At 69.6% G+C, this 15234-nt stretch carries 13 protein-coding genes and 4 pseudogenes; 5 read left to right on the top strand and 12 right to left on the bottom strand.

All coding sequences use genetic code 11. From position 1 onward, the window contains the following. Positions 1 to 27 precede the first annotated feature (27 nt). Complete coding sequence (locus IE142_RS14540) at positions 28 to 189, bottom strand: hypothetical protein (RefSeq protein WP_191886138.1); 162 nt, start codon at positions 187 to 189, stop codon at positions 28 to 30. Positions 190 to 370: 181 nt separating this feature from the next. Between IE142_RS14540 and IE142_RS14535 the strand changes: the two genes are divergently transcribed. After that, positions 371 to 826 carry a MarR family winged helix-turn-helix transcriptional regulator gene (locus tag IE142_RS14535; RefSeq protein WP_191886137.1) on the top strand — a complete coding sequence of 152 codons (456 nt, stop codon included), beginning with the start codon at positions 371 to 373 and terminating at the stop codon, positions 824 to 826. A gap of 278 nt (positions 827 to 1104) precedes the next feature. Here the strand turns inward: IE142_RS14535 and IE142_RS36615 are convergent. Together IE142_RS36615 and IE142_RS14530 are read right to left on the bottom strand one after the other, a co-directional pair. Next, positions 1105 to 1256, bottom strand: a pseudogene (locus IE142_RS36615) (NAD(P)-dependent alcohol dehydrogenase); the annotation flags it as partial. A 41-nt stretch (positions 1257 to 1297) separates the two neighbouring features. Then, a pseudogene (locus tag IE142_RS14530) lies at positions 1298 to 1975 on the bottom strand ((5-formylfuran-3-yl)methyl phosphate synthase). A 433-nt stretch (positions 1976 to 2408) separates the two neighbouring features. On the opposite strand from IE142_RS14530, the gene IE142_RS14525 reads away from it, so the two are divergent. Together IE142_RS14525 and IE142_RS14520 are read left to right on the top strand one after the other, a co-directional pair. Next, a complete protein-coding gene (locus IE142_RS14525; RefSeq protein ID WP_191886136.1) occupies positions 2409 to 2969 on the top strand; it encodes a DUF6328 family protein in 561 nt (186 codons plus the stop codon). Positions 2970 to 3140: 171 nt separating this feature from the next. Continuing rightward, a complete protein-coding gene (locus IE142_RS14520) occupies positions 3141 to 3479 on the top strand; it encodes a hypothetical protein (RefSeq protein ID WP_191886135.1) in 339 nt (112 codons plus the stop codon). 813 nt (positions 3480 to 4292) lie between these two features. Here IE142_RS14520 and IE142_RS14515 read toward each other — a convergent pair. The 7 genes and pseudogenes from IE142_RS14515 to IE142_RS14485 form a co-directional block, all read right to left on the bottom strand. Then, positions 4293 to 6668 (bottom strand): Orn/Lys/Arg family decarboxylase, encoded by a 2376-nt coding sequence (locus IE142_RS14515; protein WP_191886134.1) that lies wholly within the window; start codon positions 6666 to 6668, stop codon positions 4293 to 4295. A 537-nt stretch (positions 6669 to 7205) separates the two neighbouring features. Beyond that, complete coding sequence (locus IE142_RS14510; RefSeq protein ID WP_191886133.1) at positions 7206 to 7739, bottom strand: 2'-5' RNA ligase family protein; 534 nt, start codon at positions 7737 to 7739, stop codon at positions 7206 to 7208. A 111-nt stretch (positions 7740 to 7850) separates the two neighbouring features. Continuing rightward, positions 7851 to 8806, bottom strand: a pseudogene (locus tag IE142_RS14505) (saccharopine dehydrogenase NADP-binding domain-containing protein); the annotation flags it as partial. Positions 8807 to 8856: 50 nt separating this feature from the next. Continuing rightward, positions 8857 to 9444 carry an NADPH-dependent FMN reductase gene (locus tag IE142_RS14500; protein WP_191886132.1) on the bottom strand — a complete coding sequence of 196 codons (588 nt, stop codon included), beginning with the start codon at positions 9442 to 9444 and terminating at the stop codon, positions 8857 to 8859. A gap of 89 nt (positions 9445 to 9533) precedes the next feature. After that, positions 9534 to 10445, bottom strand: a complete 912-nt coding sequence (locus IE142_RS14495; protein WP_191886131.1) for an NADP-dependent oxidoreductase — start codon at positions 10443 to 10445, stop codon at positions 9534 to 9536. Positions 10446 to 10584: 139 nt separating this feature from the next. Then, positions 10585 to 11346, bottom strand: a complete 762-nt coding sequence (locus tag IE142_RS14490) for a transposase (RefSeq protein WP_229830471.1) — start codon at positions 11344 to 11346, stop codon at positions 10585 to 10587. An 86-nt stretch (positions 11347 to 11432) separates the two neighbouring features. Further along, entirely contained in the window at positions 11433 to 12044 is a 612-nt protein-coding gene (locus IE142_RS14485) for a ScbR family autoregulator-binding transcription factor (protein ID WP_191886130.1), read from the bottom strand. Positions 12045 to 12450: 406 nt separating this feature from the next. Here IE142_RS14485 and IE142_RS14480 point away from each other — a divergent pair, with 406 nt between their 5' ends. Then, complete coding sequence (locus tag IE142_RS14480) at positions 12451 to 13161, top strand: HAD family hydrolase (protein ID WP_043376696.1); 711 nt, start codon at positions 12451 to 12453, stop codon at positions 13159 to 13161. 250 nt (positions 13162 to 13411) lie between these two features. On the opposite strand, the pseudogene IE142_RS14475 reads toward IE142_RS14480, so the two are convergent. Continuing rightward, a pseudogene (locus IE142_RS14475) lies at positions 13412 to 13525 on the bottom strand (winged helix-turn-helix transcriptional regulator); the annotation flags it as partial. Between the two features lie 101 nt (positions 13526 to 13626). On the opposite strand from IE142_RS14475, the gene IE142_RS14470 reads away from it, so the two are divergent. Then, positions 13627 to 14028 (top strand): RidA family protein, encoded by a 402-nt coding sequence (locus IE142_RS14470; protein ID WP_191886129.1) that lies wholly within the window; start codon positions 13627 to 13629, stop codon positions 14026 to 14028. A 462-nt stretch (positions 14029 to 14490) separates the two neighbouring features. Here IE142_RS14470 and IE142_RS14465 read toward each other — a convergent pair whose 3' ends face one another. Beyond that, positions 14491 to 15201, bottom strand: coding sequence for a GntR family transcriptional regulator (locus tag IE142_RS14465; protein ID WP_191886128.1), 711 nt, complete (start codon positions 15199 to 15201; stop codon positions 14491 to 14493). Between the last annotated feature and the right edge of the window lie 33 nt (positions 15202 to 15234).

The following is a 15234-nucleotide window of genomic DNA, read 5'->3' as shown; positions in this document are numbered from 1 at the left end:
CTACGCGATCACGGGGCGAATGCCTCGTCACCAGAGCAGGCGGCGGTACGTGTCGTGGTCATAGCCGCGGGTCAGCCAGCAGCGCGTCAGAGCGTCGCCGGGGGCGGCCCGGCCCGCGACGGAGAGAACCTCGTCGAGCAGCAGCTCGAGCGGGATGACGTCGTTGCGGTTCCCACCGGTCAGCGACACCCCGAAGGAGATGCCCTGGCCAACGACAATGAAGTGATGCTCGCTGCCCAGCCGCGCGCGGTCGACCGAACTCGGCCCCGCTTTGAGACCCCGCCGTGCAGCCCGCGCATGCCATTGGAATCGAGCACCGCCCGCTCCAAGTCCAGCTAGGACTTGTCCGGCCGAGACAGAAGGCGGTGTGATGGAGTACTCGCACGAGGACGGGGAACTGGTGAACCAGCCGATCGGGTACTGGACGTGGGCTGCGAACAAAACGCTGACGGCGTATGTCAGGGGGCGACTCGCGGCGATCGGGATCACACAGCCCCAGTGGTGGGTGCTGCACCAGGCCCTGCACAGCGAGAACGGTGTCACCCGGGAAGAGGTGATCAGTAGCCACCAGGCCAACCTGGACGTCGGCGCTGGTATGGCCCCCGACCTCGACCTCCTGGTGGAGCGGATGCTGCTCGTCTCGGACGCGGACGGCCGACTCCACATCACCGACGAAGGCAGGGCGCTGCATCAGCACGCCGCCGAGACGCAGCAGGCCAGCCGAAGGCAGGTGCACGCGGGTGTTCCGGACGAGGAGTACCTGATAACCCTGAAGGTTCTGCAGCGCATGATCCGCAACGCGGGTGGAGATGTGTCACCGGACTGACAGTCCGCGGCGCGCGCCTCGCAGCAGCCCGGACTCATCCGGTACCAGACGCTCGACGAGGCGCGCAGACGAAGGCCGACGAGGTAGCTGTTTGGGGCTTGCCGTATCGGGCGGCGATACCTCGCGTGGCCTTGAGCTTGCCGATCAGGCGTTCGGCGGCGTTCCGCTCTTTGCAGAGGTAGGCGGCGAGGTGCACTCTGCCGGTCCACCCACCCTGGGAGCGTCCGAGGCCGACGGCGCCTTTGCGGTGGCCAAAACAGGCCTGACCGCTGGTCAGGCTCGCAGTCGCGCTCGGCCTCGTTGACGTCGGCCAGCGGGTAGGTGCGGATGAGTCGGTCGAAGGGGAAGCATCCGGTCTGCCGTAGTCGGGCCGTGCCACCAGGCCGATAGTGCCGGTGGGGCGCGGCGCGCGCAGCGCCTCGTTGATCAGTTCGGGGGCGTGGTCGGGTAAGGGGGTCGGCATACCGGCGGTCAGCTCGCCGCGGTGACGCCGGCCCGGTGATCCCGGGCGTGCCGGTCCATCTCTGCCCGGAAGGCGGCCACCAGGCGCGGCCGGATGCGTCCGGCGTTGCGGTCGCCGCCCTCGCAGACCGCTCCGCGCACCCCGACGATGTCCGTGCCGATACGGACGAACCCGGCGCAGGTGTCCGGCGGCGTGGCGGAACAGCCGCGTGCCGTCTCTGACCGCGGTGTCGAGCATCGCGGCGTCGGCGCCGGATGGGGCGGCGTTGTCGGGCAGGGCGGGCGGGTTGACACAGCCGATCCGGTGGGCGTCCGCGTAGCCGGAGGCGACGACGAGCGCTTCGGGGCGGTGGTCCTTCACCGCCCGGACCACCGTGCGCATGACCGCGATGCCCTGTTCGGACGTCGTGTATCCGTAGAGACCGACATTGATGTACGTGGTCCCGAGACCACCACGCCTAACGCGGTCTGCGCCACGGTGCCGGGCTTGTACGGAACGTCCCCCACGGTGGCGGAGACCGGCTTGTCCGCCGGTACCGCGTTGCCGATCTCCCGGATGACCCACGGGAAGTTCGCGCTCAGGGAGCCCTCGTCGGACTTCCTGACGTCGACGATGTCGAGGTGTTCCGCCGCCTTCGCGCGATCGAGGGCTTCCTCACCACCGTCCGGAGAGATGAGAAGCGACACCGTGGACTCCTTCCGTCACCGGCCCCTGACCGAGCAACAGGGGGCCGCGGACCACCTGGCCCATGCGCCGGTACGCTCATCATTTCCGTCACCCAGCGGAATCGGGAGGGCGCAACGGTGTTCATCGGGCGCTCTCACCCACGTCCGATGCGCCGCACCACGTCCGATGCGCCGTACATAACGGGACATTAACGCTTCACCGCAAGGGTGCCGCCACTGCGGCGCCGGGACGTCGGTGTTCCGTCGACGCGTTTGGATGTTCCACGAATCCCGGGCTGTATCGCCATAGACGGTGGCGGGCACCGCAGGTGTTCGCCACCGGTTCACGCGGACACATGCACGAGTCCGCACGGAAGAATCGTCAGGTGCCTCCTGCATGTGAACGGCTTCAACGGGCACATGCACGTTCCATGACGGGAGGGGAACGACGAGCATGACGACTGAGCCGATCACGTGGTCGGAGGCGAAACGCGGCAGTTGCGGCGCGTGCGCAGGACACGGCACCGAGTCCCCGGACGAGGCGCCGGAGACGCCGCGCGAGCGCGTCAACCGGCGGTGGAACGAGATCATGCAAGAGACGCGCGTCGCTCAGACGGGCGTCCAGATCCTTTTCGGCTTCCTGCTCAGCGTCGCCTTCACGCCCCTCTTCCACGACCTGGGTACGTTCGAGCACGCCGCCTACGTCCTCACCGTGGTCTCGGGTGCCACGGCCACCGCCTGCCTGATCGCCCCGGTCTCCATCCACCGCTTCCTGTCGGGGCAGCGGATGAAGGACGAGATGGTGGAGGTGGCGCATCGCCTGATGATGTGCGGCATGCTCCTGATGGCCGTGACCATCGGGTGCACGCTCCTCCTGATCCTTCACGTGGTGGTGCCGGGGCTACTGGCGAAACTGCTCGTCGGCGGCGTCATGGCCTGGTTCGCCCTGTCGTGGTACGCCCTTCCCCTGTGGCTCCGCCGCCGGTCCGCCCGGCGCGCAACCCGGGAGGAGTGAACCGTCAGCGCATCGGAGGACGTGCACCGACTGCTGGACGCGCCGGCCGCCTCCATCACCGCCCGCTGCCCCGTCAGCGCCAACGACCACACCCCGGGCGATCAGGTTTTGAACCAGCCTCCCCCGCTCCGATGTCAGCGTCTCGTCGCAGGCGGCGGCGACCTTCCTGGAGTGCGTCACGACGATCACGCACTGGCCGTCGTCGTGCGCCGGCCTCCGGTAGAGCTCGATGGTGCCGTCGGCGGTCTCGTGACCGAGGGCGCCGGTCGGCTCGTACCGGCGAAGAGGATGCACCTCGCAGGGGAGCGCACGGGCGATGGCCACGCACTGTTGCCGGCCGCCGGAGAGCTGGAGGAACGGCTCGTCGGCCTCGACCACGTCGTCCACTACGAGCCCGCCGCAGCGGTCACCGACTGCGTCTGGCCCGGCATGGGCGTCGTCGAACCCGTGGACGATGACAGCTGCCTGCTGCACCTGGGCGCCGACGCCCCCGTGGCCTCGCCTGGATGATCACCTCGGTCGACGCCGACTTCACTCTCACCGACGCGGCCTTCTACGGGTGGGGAGGCCGACCGCCACGTCACTTGCGGAGCTCAGTCCAGCCCATCAGCTCCGACACGACGTGTACGAGCTCGCTCGTGCGGTAGGAGCGGGCGGTCTCCCGAGGCGAGGTCCGCCCTCATGCCGTGCAGGTACGTTCCTGTCGACGCCCGTTGGTGCGCCGTTCCGCCCCGGCTCGCCACGGCCGGCACCGCGGTCGGCGACACGCTCCTGCGCGCGGCACCAGCACCCGTACTCACGCCCTCAGCCGCTTCCTGGACGCGGAACTGCTGCGCTCACACTACTTCGACCTCACCGCGGCACGCCGCGACCTGGGCTTCGCACCGCCGATCGGATTCGACGCCGGTATCGCGGAGCTCACCCGCTCCCGCTCCGCCCGGGACGACAGCGGTGAGACACCGTTCCGATCACCTACGACGCCCTCCACTCCGTCCTGTGAAGGCGCGTACCGACCTCCGCAGTGATCACCGGGCACCCTCCTTCGCAGCGCCCTGCCCTGCCGCACGGTCTTCATTCCCGCCGCCACGAAGAGTCCCCGGCGCTCCAGGGCGATTCCCGCGTCGGGTGACCACCCGGTATCTCCGGACCGGCGGGACGGGAGAGGATGCCGCGCAGAAGACCCTCGAAGCCGCGGAGCCCTCGGCGACGCCGTTGCGCGAATCGACTGGGCCGGCGTGAGCGAGCGGGCCCAGCCGCTCAAGGGAGCGACCAGGCCGTGCTCGACGCGGCCCGGGCGCCTGCCCGGCGGAAGCGCCGACAGTCTCAGCCCACGGCGCCGACGCCCTCCTCCCCCCGCCGTTGCGCCGGCGTCATGGCCCGGGCCGGGCCCTCCTGGTCGTCCGGCCGCAGGCACTCGATCAGGTAGTCGCCGGTGTCGGGGACGCGGGTCACCCCGTGTGTCTCGCTGCCGAAGCCGGGGAAGCTCCGGTCGAAGGACTCCAGGGCCGCGAGGTAGCGGAGGAGAGGCCCGTCCCCGGGTCCGACGCTCTCGCCCGGCATGAGGACCGGGATGCCGGGCGGTGTCACGGTGACCATCGCCGCGGCGACCCGGCCCGGCGCGTCCGCCAGGCGGACACGTTCCGTACCGCCACGGATCAGGCGCTGGTAGCAGTGCTGAGGCGGGGCGACCGGGTCCGGGAGTTGCTGGAAGGCCGTGTCGAGGAGTTCGACCAGGCGGGCCCGGCGCAGGTGGTCGTGCATCTCCTGGCACAGGTCCCGCAGGCCCCGCCCTGAGTAGCGGCTCGGGTGCTCGGCGACCAGCGCGGGCAGCACGCGGTCGAGCGGCGCGTCGTCGTCGTAGAGGTCCTTGAAGTCCATCAGGGCGTCCAGCAGAGTGCCCCACTTGCCCTTGGTGATGCCCATGGAGAACAGCACCAGCGTCGTGTAGCTGTCGGTCTTCTCCACGACGATGCCGCGTGTGGTCAGGTAGGCGGTCAGCACCCGGGCGGGGATGCCCCAGTCGGCCATCGCCCCGGTCGCGTCGAGCCCCGGGCAGGTCAGGGTGACTTTGATCGGGTCGAGCATGCAGTAGCCGTCGGTCAGGCCCGGGAAGCCGTGCCAGTCGGCGTCGGGCGCCAGGTGCCAGCAGGACGGCTCGGTCCGCAGCAGGTCCGCCGGAGCCTCGTCGAAGGGCAGCCGCGCCCCGCTTGCGGGGTCGGTCACCTCGGTCGGCTGCCACACTCCGAAGAACCAGGCCGGCCGGTCACCGGCGGCCTCGATCCGACGTCCGATCCGAACCATCTCCTGGCGGAACCGGACCGCCTCCGACACCGCCTCGTCGACCAGCCACTGGCCTTGCGGACCGTCCATCATCGCCGTGGCCACGTCCAGCGAGGCGATCATCGGATACAGCGGTGAGGTCGTACCGTGCATCATCAACGCCTCGTTGAACCGGTCGTGGTCCACCGGCGCCCGCGGCGCCGGCCGCACGTGCACCATGGCTCCCTGGGACAACGCCGCCAACAGCTTGTGCGTCGACTGGGTCGCGAACACCGTCGGCCGATCGGGGCCCGGGAAGACCTCCGCGTCGACCGACATGCCGTAGCGCCCCTTGTAGAGCGGGTGAAAGCGGGCGTAGGCGAACCACGCCTCGTCGAAGTGGAGTCGGGGCGTGCTCGCCGCGAACGCCCGGGCTGCCGTCACCGCGTCGTAACAGAGTCCGTCGTACGTGGAGTTGGTGAACACCGCGTACTGGGCACGCGCCGACACCGCGTCCGCCGTGAGGGGACTCTGCGCGATCCGCGCCGCGACCGAATCCGACGCGATCTCGGCCGGTGGCAGCGGTCCGGCGAGACCGTAGCCGTTGCGGGTGGGGACCAGGTACACCGGCCGCGCGCCGGAGACGACCAGGCCGTGCAGGACGGACTTGTGGCAGTTGCGGTCCACCAGGGCGATCTCGTCGCGGGTCACGCTGAAGTGGCCGACCAGACGGTTGCAGGTGGAGTCGCCGTGCAGGACGAAGTACGTCTGATCGGAGCCGAAGATCCGCGCGGCGTTGCGCTCGGCCTCACCGATCGGACCGGTGTGCTCGAACAGCGAGCCGAGTTCCTCCACCGAGATCGACAGGTCGCTGCGCAGCAGCCGTTCCCCGAAGTAGTCGTGGAAGGCGCGGTTCACGGGCGACTTGAGGAAGGCGACACCGCCGGAGTGCGCCGGGGTGTGCCACGAGTACTCGTGGGCGTCGTCGAAACGTCGCAACGCCTTGAAGAACGGCGGAAGCAAGGCGTCCTGGTAGGCGCGCGCGGCGGTGGTGATCCGACCCGCGATGAACGCCGGCGTGTCCTCCAGCGGCCATACGTAGCCCACCACGGACTGAGACACCCACAACGGCAGCTCGCGGAGCCCCTCGTCCTCCATGACGAGGAACACCGGCAGGTTCTGGAACCGGCGCCCGATCCGGCGCAGTACCGTGGCTCCGCCCGGGCTGTCGTCCGCTGCGGGCGGTAATTCCCAGGCGACCACCGCGGCGGCCAGACCGGCCTCCGTCCTGAGCACCGCCTCCGCCTCGGAGACACTCCTCACCCAGCGGACCTGTAAGCCGCTCGTCCGGAGCCCGTCGGCAACGCGCGCCAACTGTCCGGCGGCACCAGCGCCCTCCGGGTGCTCAGCCACCGCCACCATGACGATGCCGTCGGTCATGCCGTCCCCCCTCGTGTGATGCTTTGCCGGTTCCCGGCCAGTGTCTTCGCCCTGAGCACGCCCCGGTCTCCCGACGGCGCCCAAACCACCCCCTAGGGGCACAGCACGAATCGCTCCTTGACTCGCCGCCAGCTCCACGGTCGGGGCGTCTCGGCAGTGGGTACGTCTGTCCGGGATAGATCGCCGGCGTGAACCACCGACGCGCCATGGCCGGGCAGATCCGGAACGACCGCCCGGTGAGTTCCGACCAGGTCGGTGACCACCTCGATCCGGACGGCCGGGCTTCGTCATCCGTTCCGCCGAGAGCGGCGGGCGCAGGAGCCGCTGGTAGCACGCAGCACGATCCGACGTGTGCCCTCAGTGACCCCGGACGTCTCCGGGGCCACCGGCATGCTCCGTTGCGGAACACACCGTCCGCATGTGCGGAACCCTCGGGCCCTGGACGGACTCGCAGGGCGGACAGTCCTCGCCGTTCTCCGTGCCGTCGGCCGCCGGGCCACCGCTTCGACGGCCTGCCGACCGGTGGCGGCAGTTCGTTTAGAGGCTGGGTCCCAGCACTTCCAAGGCACCGGTCACGGTGTCGTAGCTGCGCAGGGTGGTGAGTCGGGCCGACAAGGGCGGCGCCGGCAACAGGCCGGGGACGTGTCGGCCGGCGAACGCACCCGCCCGCCGGGTCCGGCCGAGGGTGATGTGCGGCTTCCAGTCTCGAGGGCTGTGGAACGGACTAAGCGCTCCCGGTGGGCTGTCCGACGCCACCGCTTCCCACACCCGACGGTGCAGGGACGCCAGCGCGGAGTCGAGCTCCAGAGACCAGGCCAGCACCGAGGTGGGACGCTCGAAGCGGACCGTGCCGGCGAACCGTACGGGCAGTGGCAGGTCGGCGGCCACCTCTGCGAGTTCCCAGCGGATCGGGGCGGTCAGCTCAGGGCAGGTGGCCAGGGTGAGGTGCGGTCTGTTGGTCGTCGAGGGGTGTCGCGCCTGGCTGGGCAGTCCCGCCTCCGCCAGCCGCCGCCAGGCGTCCCGGACATCGAGCTCCGCCGCCTCATCCAGAAGAAGCTCCACCGTGCGCACCCACCGCAGCCTACCGGCGGCCGGGCGCGGAGACCGCTTTCGTCGGCGGGTCACATGGCTCAGGGCTGAGCCACGACGCGTCCGGCTTGCGGCGGCCATTGCCGGGGGGCGTCATGCCCCGCGTACCGACTTGTGTTCGTGGCCGTGCAGACCGAAGGCGGTACGGGGGGTGAGTGCCTGCAGGAAGTCAGGGGCTTCGAAGATCTCGCCCGCAGAGGCGACGCCCGTGGCTCGGGCGCGACCGGTGAGGACGCGGTCGAGGGCTTCGACTACGAGGGGCGCGGTGATGGCGTAGATGTCCTGGCCGGTGGCTGTGGCCCGGCGTTCGGCGCCACCTGAGCGGACGGCGACGTCGACGAGGAAGGTCTGGTCGGAGCGTCCGCTCCCGTCCGCGGCGGTCGGTGCGGGCGTGTCAGGAGCGGCTACGTCCCGAGCCGCCTCGGCGTCCATGTAGGTGACGTCGGGAATGGCCAGATGCTTTGGCACGGTCACCACGTCCGCCATGGTGAACTCCGCGACCATGGACCGCCGCCCCACGGGCTCGGGAAAGGTCCACTGCGCGAGCGGCGCGGCGTCGCTACGGCGCTCGCACTGTCCGCCGCGGTAGCGCAGGCGTGCGCCGCCGCGCCGCTCGCGGGAGACCGCGCCCGACAGCCGGGTTCCGGCGGTGGGGTGCCAATTGCTGAGCGCGTAGGCGATGTGGGCCTCGTCGGCAGAGGTCCAGTCCCCCATCGCCGCGGTGACCAGTCAGGTCGCCAAGGCCTCCGAAGAAGGCCATGGCCTGGACGATCAGCGCTCGCGCGTCCGGGCCCGCTCGCGGAAGTGCGCGAACGTGTCGAGTCGGCCTCGATCTCGGCGGCCACGTCCAGGTAGGGAATCCCGGCACGGAGCGCGGCTTCCGTCACCGGGCCGGTGGTCGAAGCGAACGGCCCGGCACAGTTTGCGACCGCCGCCGCACCGCGCAGGGCTCGGTCCAACGAGGCAGGGTCGTCGACCGACGCCACCCGGGCCTGGAGCCCGTATGCGTCGGCCAGCTCGCCGAGCGTTTCGGCGTTGCGTCCGGACAGCTTGCATCGCATCGCGCCGGCCGTCACCGACGGCATGCTCCACTACCGGGTCAACCCCCGTACGGACGTGCGGCGCGGCCGTCGCGCAGGGTCCGGCCCCACCAGTCGAGCTGGTCCAGCAGGACGGCGGCGGCTTTGGCACAGCCGCCCTCGTCGAGCGGGCGACCGTTGTCGTCGAACTGCTCCCAGGCCATGTGGAAGCTGACGGTGTCGCGCAGGGTGACGGCGTGCAGCTCGGCGAAGACCTGCCGCAGCTGTTCCACGGCCCGCTGGCCGCCGGCCATGCCGCCGTAGGAGACGAAGCCGACCGGCTTGGCGCGCCACTCGCTGTATACGTAGTCGATGGCCAGCTTCAGGGAGGCCGGGTAGCCGTGGTTGTACTCGGGGGTGATGACGACGAAGCCGTCGAGGCCGCCGATGCGCTCGGCCAGTCCTGGGGCGTCCTCCGGGGCACCGGACGGGTCGAGGGTGAGCTTCAGCTCCTCCACGAGGGCGGGCTCTGACAGGTCGATGACATGTGTTTCCATGTCGTCGCGCTTGTCGATCTCGGAAATGAACCACTGCGAGACCTTGTCGGCGAACCGGCCGGTGCGCACACTTCCGATGAGCACGCCGATCTTCAGCGGGGCCTGGGACATGGGGGGTCCTCGATTCGGTGAAAGACGGGCGGGGGGGCGACGCGGGGCGGTGCGGCCTCGGGACGGTGCGCCGGGACCGCCCGGCGGTGTCAGCCGACCAGCAGAACGATCTTTCCGCGGCCGTGACCGGTCTCCAGCTCGCGGTGCGCGTCCGCCGCGTGCGCCAGGGGGAAGGTCCTGCGGACGTGGACCTTGACCTTGCCGTCGGTGACCAGCGCGGCCAGGTCGGTGAGCCGCTCCGCGGAACGCTGGCTGCCGATCCAGCGCACGCCCAGCTCCTGGTAGGCGTCGACGGCGAAGATGGTGCCCACCCGGTCCTTGTCCTTGACCAGTTCGGCCGCCACGCGCAGGCCCTCGGCGCTCGCGGTGTCCAGGGCGGCGTGCACGCCCTCGGGCGCGGCCTCGCGCACCCGGTCGATCAGGCCCTCGCCGTAGGTGACCGGGATCGCGCCCAGCTCGCGCAGGTACCCGTGGTTCTCCTCACGCGCGGTGGCGATCACCTTGGCACCGCGCAACACCGCGATCTGCACCGCGATGGTGCCGACGCCCCCGGCGGCGCCGTTGATGAGGACGGTCTCGCCCTCGCCGACCCGGAGGATCTCGATCGCCGTGTGCGCGGTCTGCCCGGAGGCGGAGAGACCGCCGGCCACCTCCCAGGAGAGCGCGGCGGGCTTGGTCACTATCTGGTCGGCGGGGGCGACGACGCACTCGGCATAGGTGAGCTGGGTCCGGTAGCCCAGCACCTCGTCGCCGACGGAGAAGTCGGTGACGCCCTCGCCGACCTGGTCCACCACGCCGGCGAAGTCGCCACCGGTGATGTGCGGGAAGGTGATGGTGAATCCGGGCGGGTTCCAGCCGGAACGCACCGCGCAGTCGATGGGCTGTGAGCCGGCCGCCTTCACACGCACCCGCACCTCGCCCGGGCCCGCTTCGGGAGCCGCAACCTCCATCAGTTCCAGAACCTCAGGCCCTCCGAACGCGTGGAAAGCAGCAGCCTTCATGTTCAACACCCTTCACAGCAACGTCATTGCGGTCGTGGGCCCGTGGTGGAGGGCCCACTGAAGAACCTAGAAGCTCAAGCATGCTTGAGGTCAAGCGTCGCGTGGAGGACGCGTTCGCCACCGAGGCTGCTATGTCGTGTCAAGCCGCTTGAGTGAGTGCCTCGACGTTGCCGAGTTGGTTCCGGTCGGAGCGCTCAAGAATCTTGAAGACCTGGCGGCAGATCACTCGCTTGAGGCATCGCTGCGCGTCACGGGAGGTCTTACCTTCGGCGATCTTGCGTGCGACGTACGTCTTCGTAGAGGGATCCAGCCGCATCCGGATCAAGGTGATCGTGTGCATGGCCCGGTTGAGCTGCCGGTCGCCGCTGCGGTTGAGCCGATGTCGGTTGGTCAGCCCGGACGAGGCAGGGATCGGCGAGACCCCAGCGAAGGAGGCGAAGGCGGCTTCCGAGCGGAATCGTCCCTGGTGAGACCAGCTGACCAAGATCTGGGCGGCGGTGATCGGTCCGACTCCGAGCAGGTCGAGAAGCGCGGGGGCCTGCTGCCGCACCAGCGTGAGGATCTCGTTCTCGAGCCCCTTGGCCTCGGCCTGCAGGGCCTGGACGCGTTGGGCCGTGGACCGCATGGCCCGCACCGTCATCCGGTGCTCCAGGTCCTGGGCCGGGCGATCGCGGAACTGAGCGCAGTAGGCGATCTGTTCGGGGCGCTTGAGCTTCCGCAGCTCGGAGCGGAGGCCGTCCGGCGCGGAGACGATCAGGGCCTTAAGCTGGTTGATCGCGGCGGTGGAAGCGAGGACCGCGCCGTGACGGGTGGCAAGCAGCACCCGCAGTGCCTCGCGTTCGCCGCGGAGGCGGGGCTGGATCAGATGCTCGGTGGTCAGGGCCTCCTTAGTGGAGGACAAGCAGTAGGCGTTCTTGCTGGAGGTGCACTCGTCCGCCGAGTAGGACGTGGCGCGACCGGCGCGCGGCGATGGGCTGCGCGAGTGCGTCACCGGCCTGCCGGGAGGTTCCCGCGGGACGGTAGCGGCCGGAGGGAGGGCAGGGTCAGGTGCCACCAGTCGGTCAGGCGGTCGTCGAGGACGGTCGTACCCTCGAGGGCCTCCGTGAGGGTGCACAGGCCGAAGAACGCGCGCACAAGGGCCCGGGCCGTGCGGGCGGGGCGGACGCGCTCGTTGAGTTGCCCTGCCAGCCGGGCCTGTGCGAGCAGTCGCGTGGCGGCAGCGGTCCACAGCGCGAAGGGGTCGGGAACGGGAGCCTTGATGACGGTGCGCTCGGCCCACAGGCGGGCACCGGCACGCGTCACGGGATCCCGGGCGAGGGCATGGGCGATTTCATAGCTGAGGGCGACGAGCCGTTCGAGTGGGGGGACCGTTTCGTCCCCGTAGCGTGCAGCGAGCTGAGACCAGGTTGCGAACCGGTCCTCGACGACGGCGACGGCGATGCCCTCCTTGCCGGTGTAGTGGAAGTAGACCGCACCACTGGTCCGGCCCGACCTTGCGCTTATGTCGTTGACGCTGGTGGCCGCGTATCCCTGTTCAGCGAACAGTTGGGCAGCCGCTTCCAGCAGTGATCTGCGGGTTGCCTTCGCCCGTTCCTGCAATGTTCTGTCCGCCCTCGCTCTGTTCTCATGTCGGCCACGAATTTAGTGCGCCAGCGTACGCCCGGAGCCCAAACAGGCACTTTCGGGCGGCGATTACACAGTTCATTCGAATGCGAACGCGTGCGAGTGGTATGCGAGTGGTCACGGACGCAAGGTGCTCCGGACTCCACGCGACCGAGCAGGCGTGGCAACTGACGCGCGATCCACCGGTGTTGACGGTGCCAGCGGCTGCGTCACAGTTGTCACCGCCGCCCGGCCATACGCCTGTTAACGGCGCCCGTCGAGTCACCGGAAAGGGTTATTGCCCGATTTGCCTGGACGGAAATAACGTAGCGGAAACTATCTTTCCGTTTCCTGTGGATACGGAAGTGCCGCATGCGTACCTGTGAAGGCATGGGAGGCTCCAGTGACCACCTCAGACCACGATCAGCTCGACTGGTCGCCCGAAGCCGTCGTCTTCGACTGCGACGGCACCCTGATGGACAGTGAACGCCACTGGCAGGAAGCTCGCAGCCGGGCCTTCCGGGAGCACGGACTCCAGCCACCGCCCGGGTTCGCGGAGCAGGCCCTTGGCCTGCACTACGAGGACTGCGGCCGGCTCATGGCGCAGTCCGTGCACAAACCCGAACTGACCGAGGATCTGACAGCCGCACTTCTCGACCACTTCCTGGCACTCGTCACCGACGAACCGGTGACGATGCCAGGTGCGGTCCGGCTCGTACGGCTGCTCTCCGACCGGTTACCGCTGGCGGTGGCCAGCAACTGCCCGAGGGTCGTGGTCGAAGGCAGCCTGGAACGGGCCGGGCTCCTCGCGCACTTCCAGCACCTCGTCGTCCCCGACGCCGGGGACCGCGTGCGCCCCAAGCCGCACCCCGACGTGTACGCCGTGGCGGCCCGGCTCTGCGGTGTCCCCCCGCACCGGGCACTGGCGGTGGAGGACTCCCTCACCGGTGTGGAAGCGGCCCGCCGGGCCGGTCTGCGGGTCCTGGGCGTCGGTCCCCGGCCGCAGGGCGACGGCGCCACCCGGGCCGACGGATGGTTGCCGGCGCTGGACGCTCCCGAACTGCTGGCCTGGGCCCACGCGCTCGGCAGCCCGCGTGGGACGCAGGGGCCTTGACAGTCCGCCGATGTCCGGCAACCCCGAGCGCTCGCACTCCCCGGTGGACACGGACGGCGGCACGCCGGTGCGGCGGGGCGAACCGGAGGTGAGTCGAGGGTGAAGGTCACCGGGCCGGGCGGTCGGGGCAGGAGCAGCGAGCAGTGGTGCAGGGTGAAGCCGAAGTGGCCCAGACAGGCAGCGGGCGTGTCGTCCCCGCGCCCGTCGGGATAGCCGCGGGCCCGCACCCACACCCGTCCCTTCCGTCGTCGATCAGGAACGCCCACATGTTGGCGACGTCCGCGAAGATCTCCTGTGCCAGGAAGTCTGCGCGCCGCAGGTCCGAGTCCTCGGGCAGGCCCTTGAGCAGTTGCTTGGTCACCATCAGGTTCCTCAGTCACCGAAAAGTGCGTTCTTCCAGGTCAGTCCTCACTCTCTTACAGTTTTCGAGTAATCACAGGAGAGCGAACGGGAAGGGAGCGCACCGTGGCCACGATGGACGTCTTCAGCTACAACGTGCCGGCCGAGAGCGACTTCGGCTACTCACAGGCGATCAAGTCCGACGAGCTGATCCACGTATCCGGACAGCTCTCGTTCGATGAGGCAGGCGAGTTCCTCTACCCGGACGACTTCGCCGCCCAGCTCAAGCAGACCCACGCCAACATGGACAAAGTTCTGGACCACTACGGCTCCACCCGGAACCAGGTCGTCTCGCAGACCCTGTACGTGGTGAACCTGCGGCAGAACGCCGCAGCGACGGCGGAGGGCAACCTGGCGTACTTCGGCGACCACCGCCCGGCCAGCACGGTCCTGGGCGTTCCTGAACTGACCTTGCCCGGCCAGGTCATCGAAATCAGCTTCGTCATCGATACGAAACTGCCCGCTTGAGGTTTCCACTCGCACGCTGCCCCCGCCAGCTGCACGACCACGTCGAAGTCGACCTCCGCCGCCATGCCGGACGGGCGGGGCTGCGGGACGAAGCTCATTGGGCGCCTTGCCGAAGAGCCCCCAAGGGCTCCTGCCCGCATGCCTGTCAGTGCCTCTGCCACTGTCCACGCGCGTCGTCAACCACCTCGCCGGTCTTCTGCGACGCTCCACCTGAAAGCCATCTGGTCCCGGTGGCGGATCCTGCCCCCGGGAAGAGCACGGTGATCGTCCTGGCCGTGCTGCGCCACGACCAGCGCCTGTCCGACATGGCCGGCGGCAGCAACGTGTCCGAGTCCACCGTTCGACGCTGGCGCGACGAGGCGATCGGACTGCTCGCCGCACAGGCCCCGCGCCTGGACCGAGCGTGCAGGATGATCGCCCGGCTGGCCAGTTGCACGGCCCTTCCCTCGTCGGCCGGCGAGGTCACTCCCACACCACGATGTTGCGTCGCACGGGCACCGACGACGCGTCGGTGGCGAAGAGTTCGGGCGAGTGTGCGCGGATGCGTTCGATGTCGCTGAAGACGGCCCGCAGGTGAGTGCGCATGGCCGTGTGGGCGCGCGGGACGTCCCCGCCGACGATCGCCTCGAAGATCTCGTGGTGCTGGGCGACGAACGCGGCCGGGGACACGTTCTCGTGCAGGCCGAGGCGCCGAGCTCGGTCGAGATGCCCCTTGGCCGCGGCGACGGTGGTCCAGACGTTGCCGTGTCCGCTCAGCCGCATCAGGTTCTGGTGAAACGCCTCGTCCAGCTCGAAGAACTCCTCAAGGTCGAGAGCCCCGCGCTTCTGGCGGTCCAGGTTGACACGCAGGTCCTCGACGACGGCGGGGTCGAGCCGCTCGGGAAGGGCGTGGAGTGAGGCGAGTTCCACAGCCTCCCGGAGGAACTGGGCGTCGGCGACCTGCGCAGGATCCACCCGCGACACGAACGACCCGACCTTCGGGAAAACCTGTACGAGGCCCTCCTGGGCCAGCAGGATCAGGCTCTCCCGCACGGGCGTGCGACTGACGGCCAGTGACGCGGCGAGTTCGTTCTCCGAGAGGGCCGCCCCCGGAGCGAGTTCGAGGGTCAGGACCATGTGGCGCAACTTCAGGTAGATGTCGCGCCGACTCGTCCGCCCGTTCATTTGAGGCATGTGCACATCGTACGTAGGGCGTTGCCGTGCTCG

It is taken from the genome of Streptomyces mutabilis, assembly GCF_014649815.1.
Classification (GTDB): Bacteria; Actinomycetota; Actinomycetes; order Streptomycetales; family Streptomycetaceae; genus Streptomyces; species Streptomyces mutabilis.
Note: the sequence above shows the minus strand (reverse complement) of the source record. Positions and strands in the feature narration are given on the sequence as shown.

Bases quoted from the DNA above. Each gene is read 5' to 3' on its own strand.
- IE142_RS14535 (WP_191886137.1), top strand. From the start codon at position 371: ATGGAGTACTCGCACGAGGACGGGGAACTGGTGAACCAGCCGATCGGG.
- IE142_RS14465 (WP_191886128.1), bottom strand. From the start codon at position 15,201: ATGCCTCAAATGAACGGGCGGACGAGTCGGCGCGACATCTACCTGAAG.
- IE142_RS14500 (WP_191886132.1), bottom strand. From the start codon at position 9,444: ATGTCCCAGGCCCCGCTGAAGATCGGCGTGCTCATCGGAAGTGTGCGC.
- IE142_RS14525 (WP_191886136.1), top strand. From the start codon at position 2,409: ATGACGACTGAGCCGATCACGTGGTCGGAGGCGAAACGCGGCAGTTGC.
- IE142_RS14495 (WP_191886131.1), bottom strand. From the start codon at position 10,445: ATGAAGGCTGCTGCTTTCCACGCGTTCGGAGGGCCTGAGGTTCTGGAA.
- IE142_RS14515 (WP_191886134.1), bottom strand. From the start codon at position 6,668: ATGACCGACGGCATCGTCATGGTGGCGGTGGCTGAGCACCCGGAGGGC.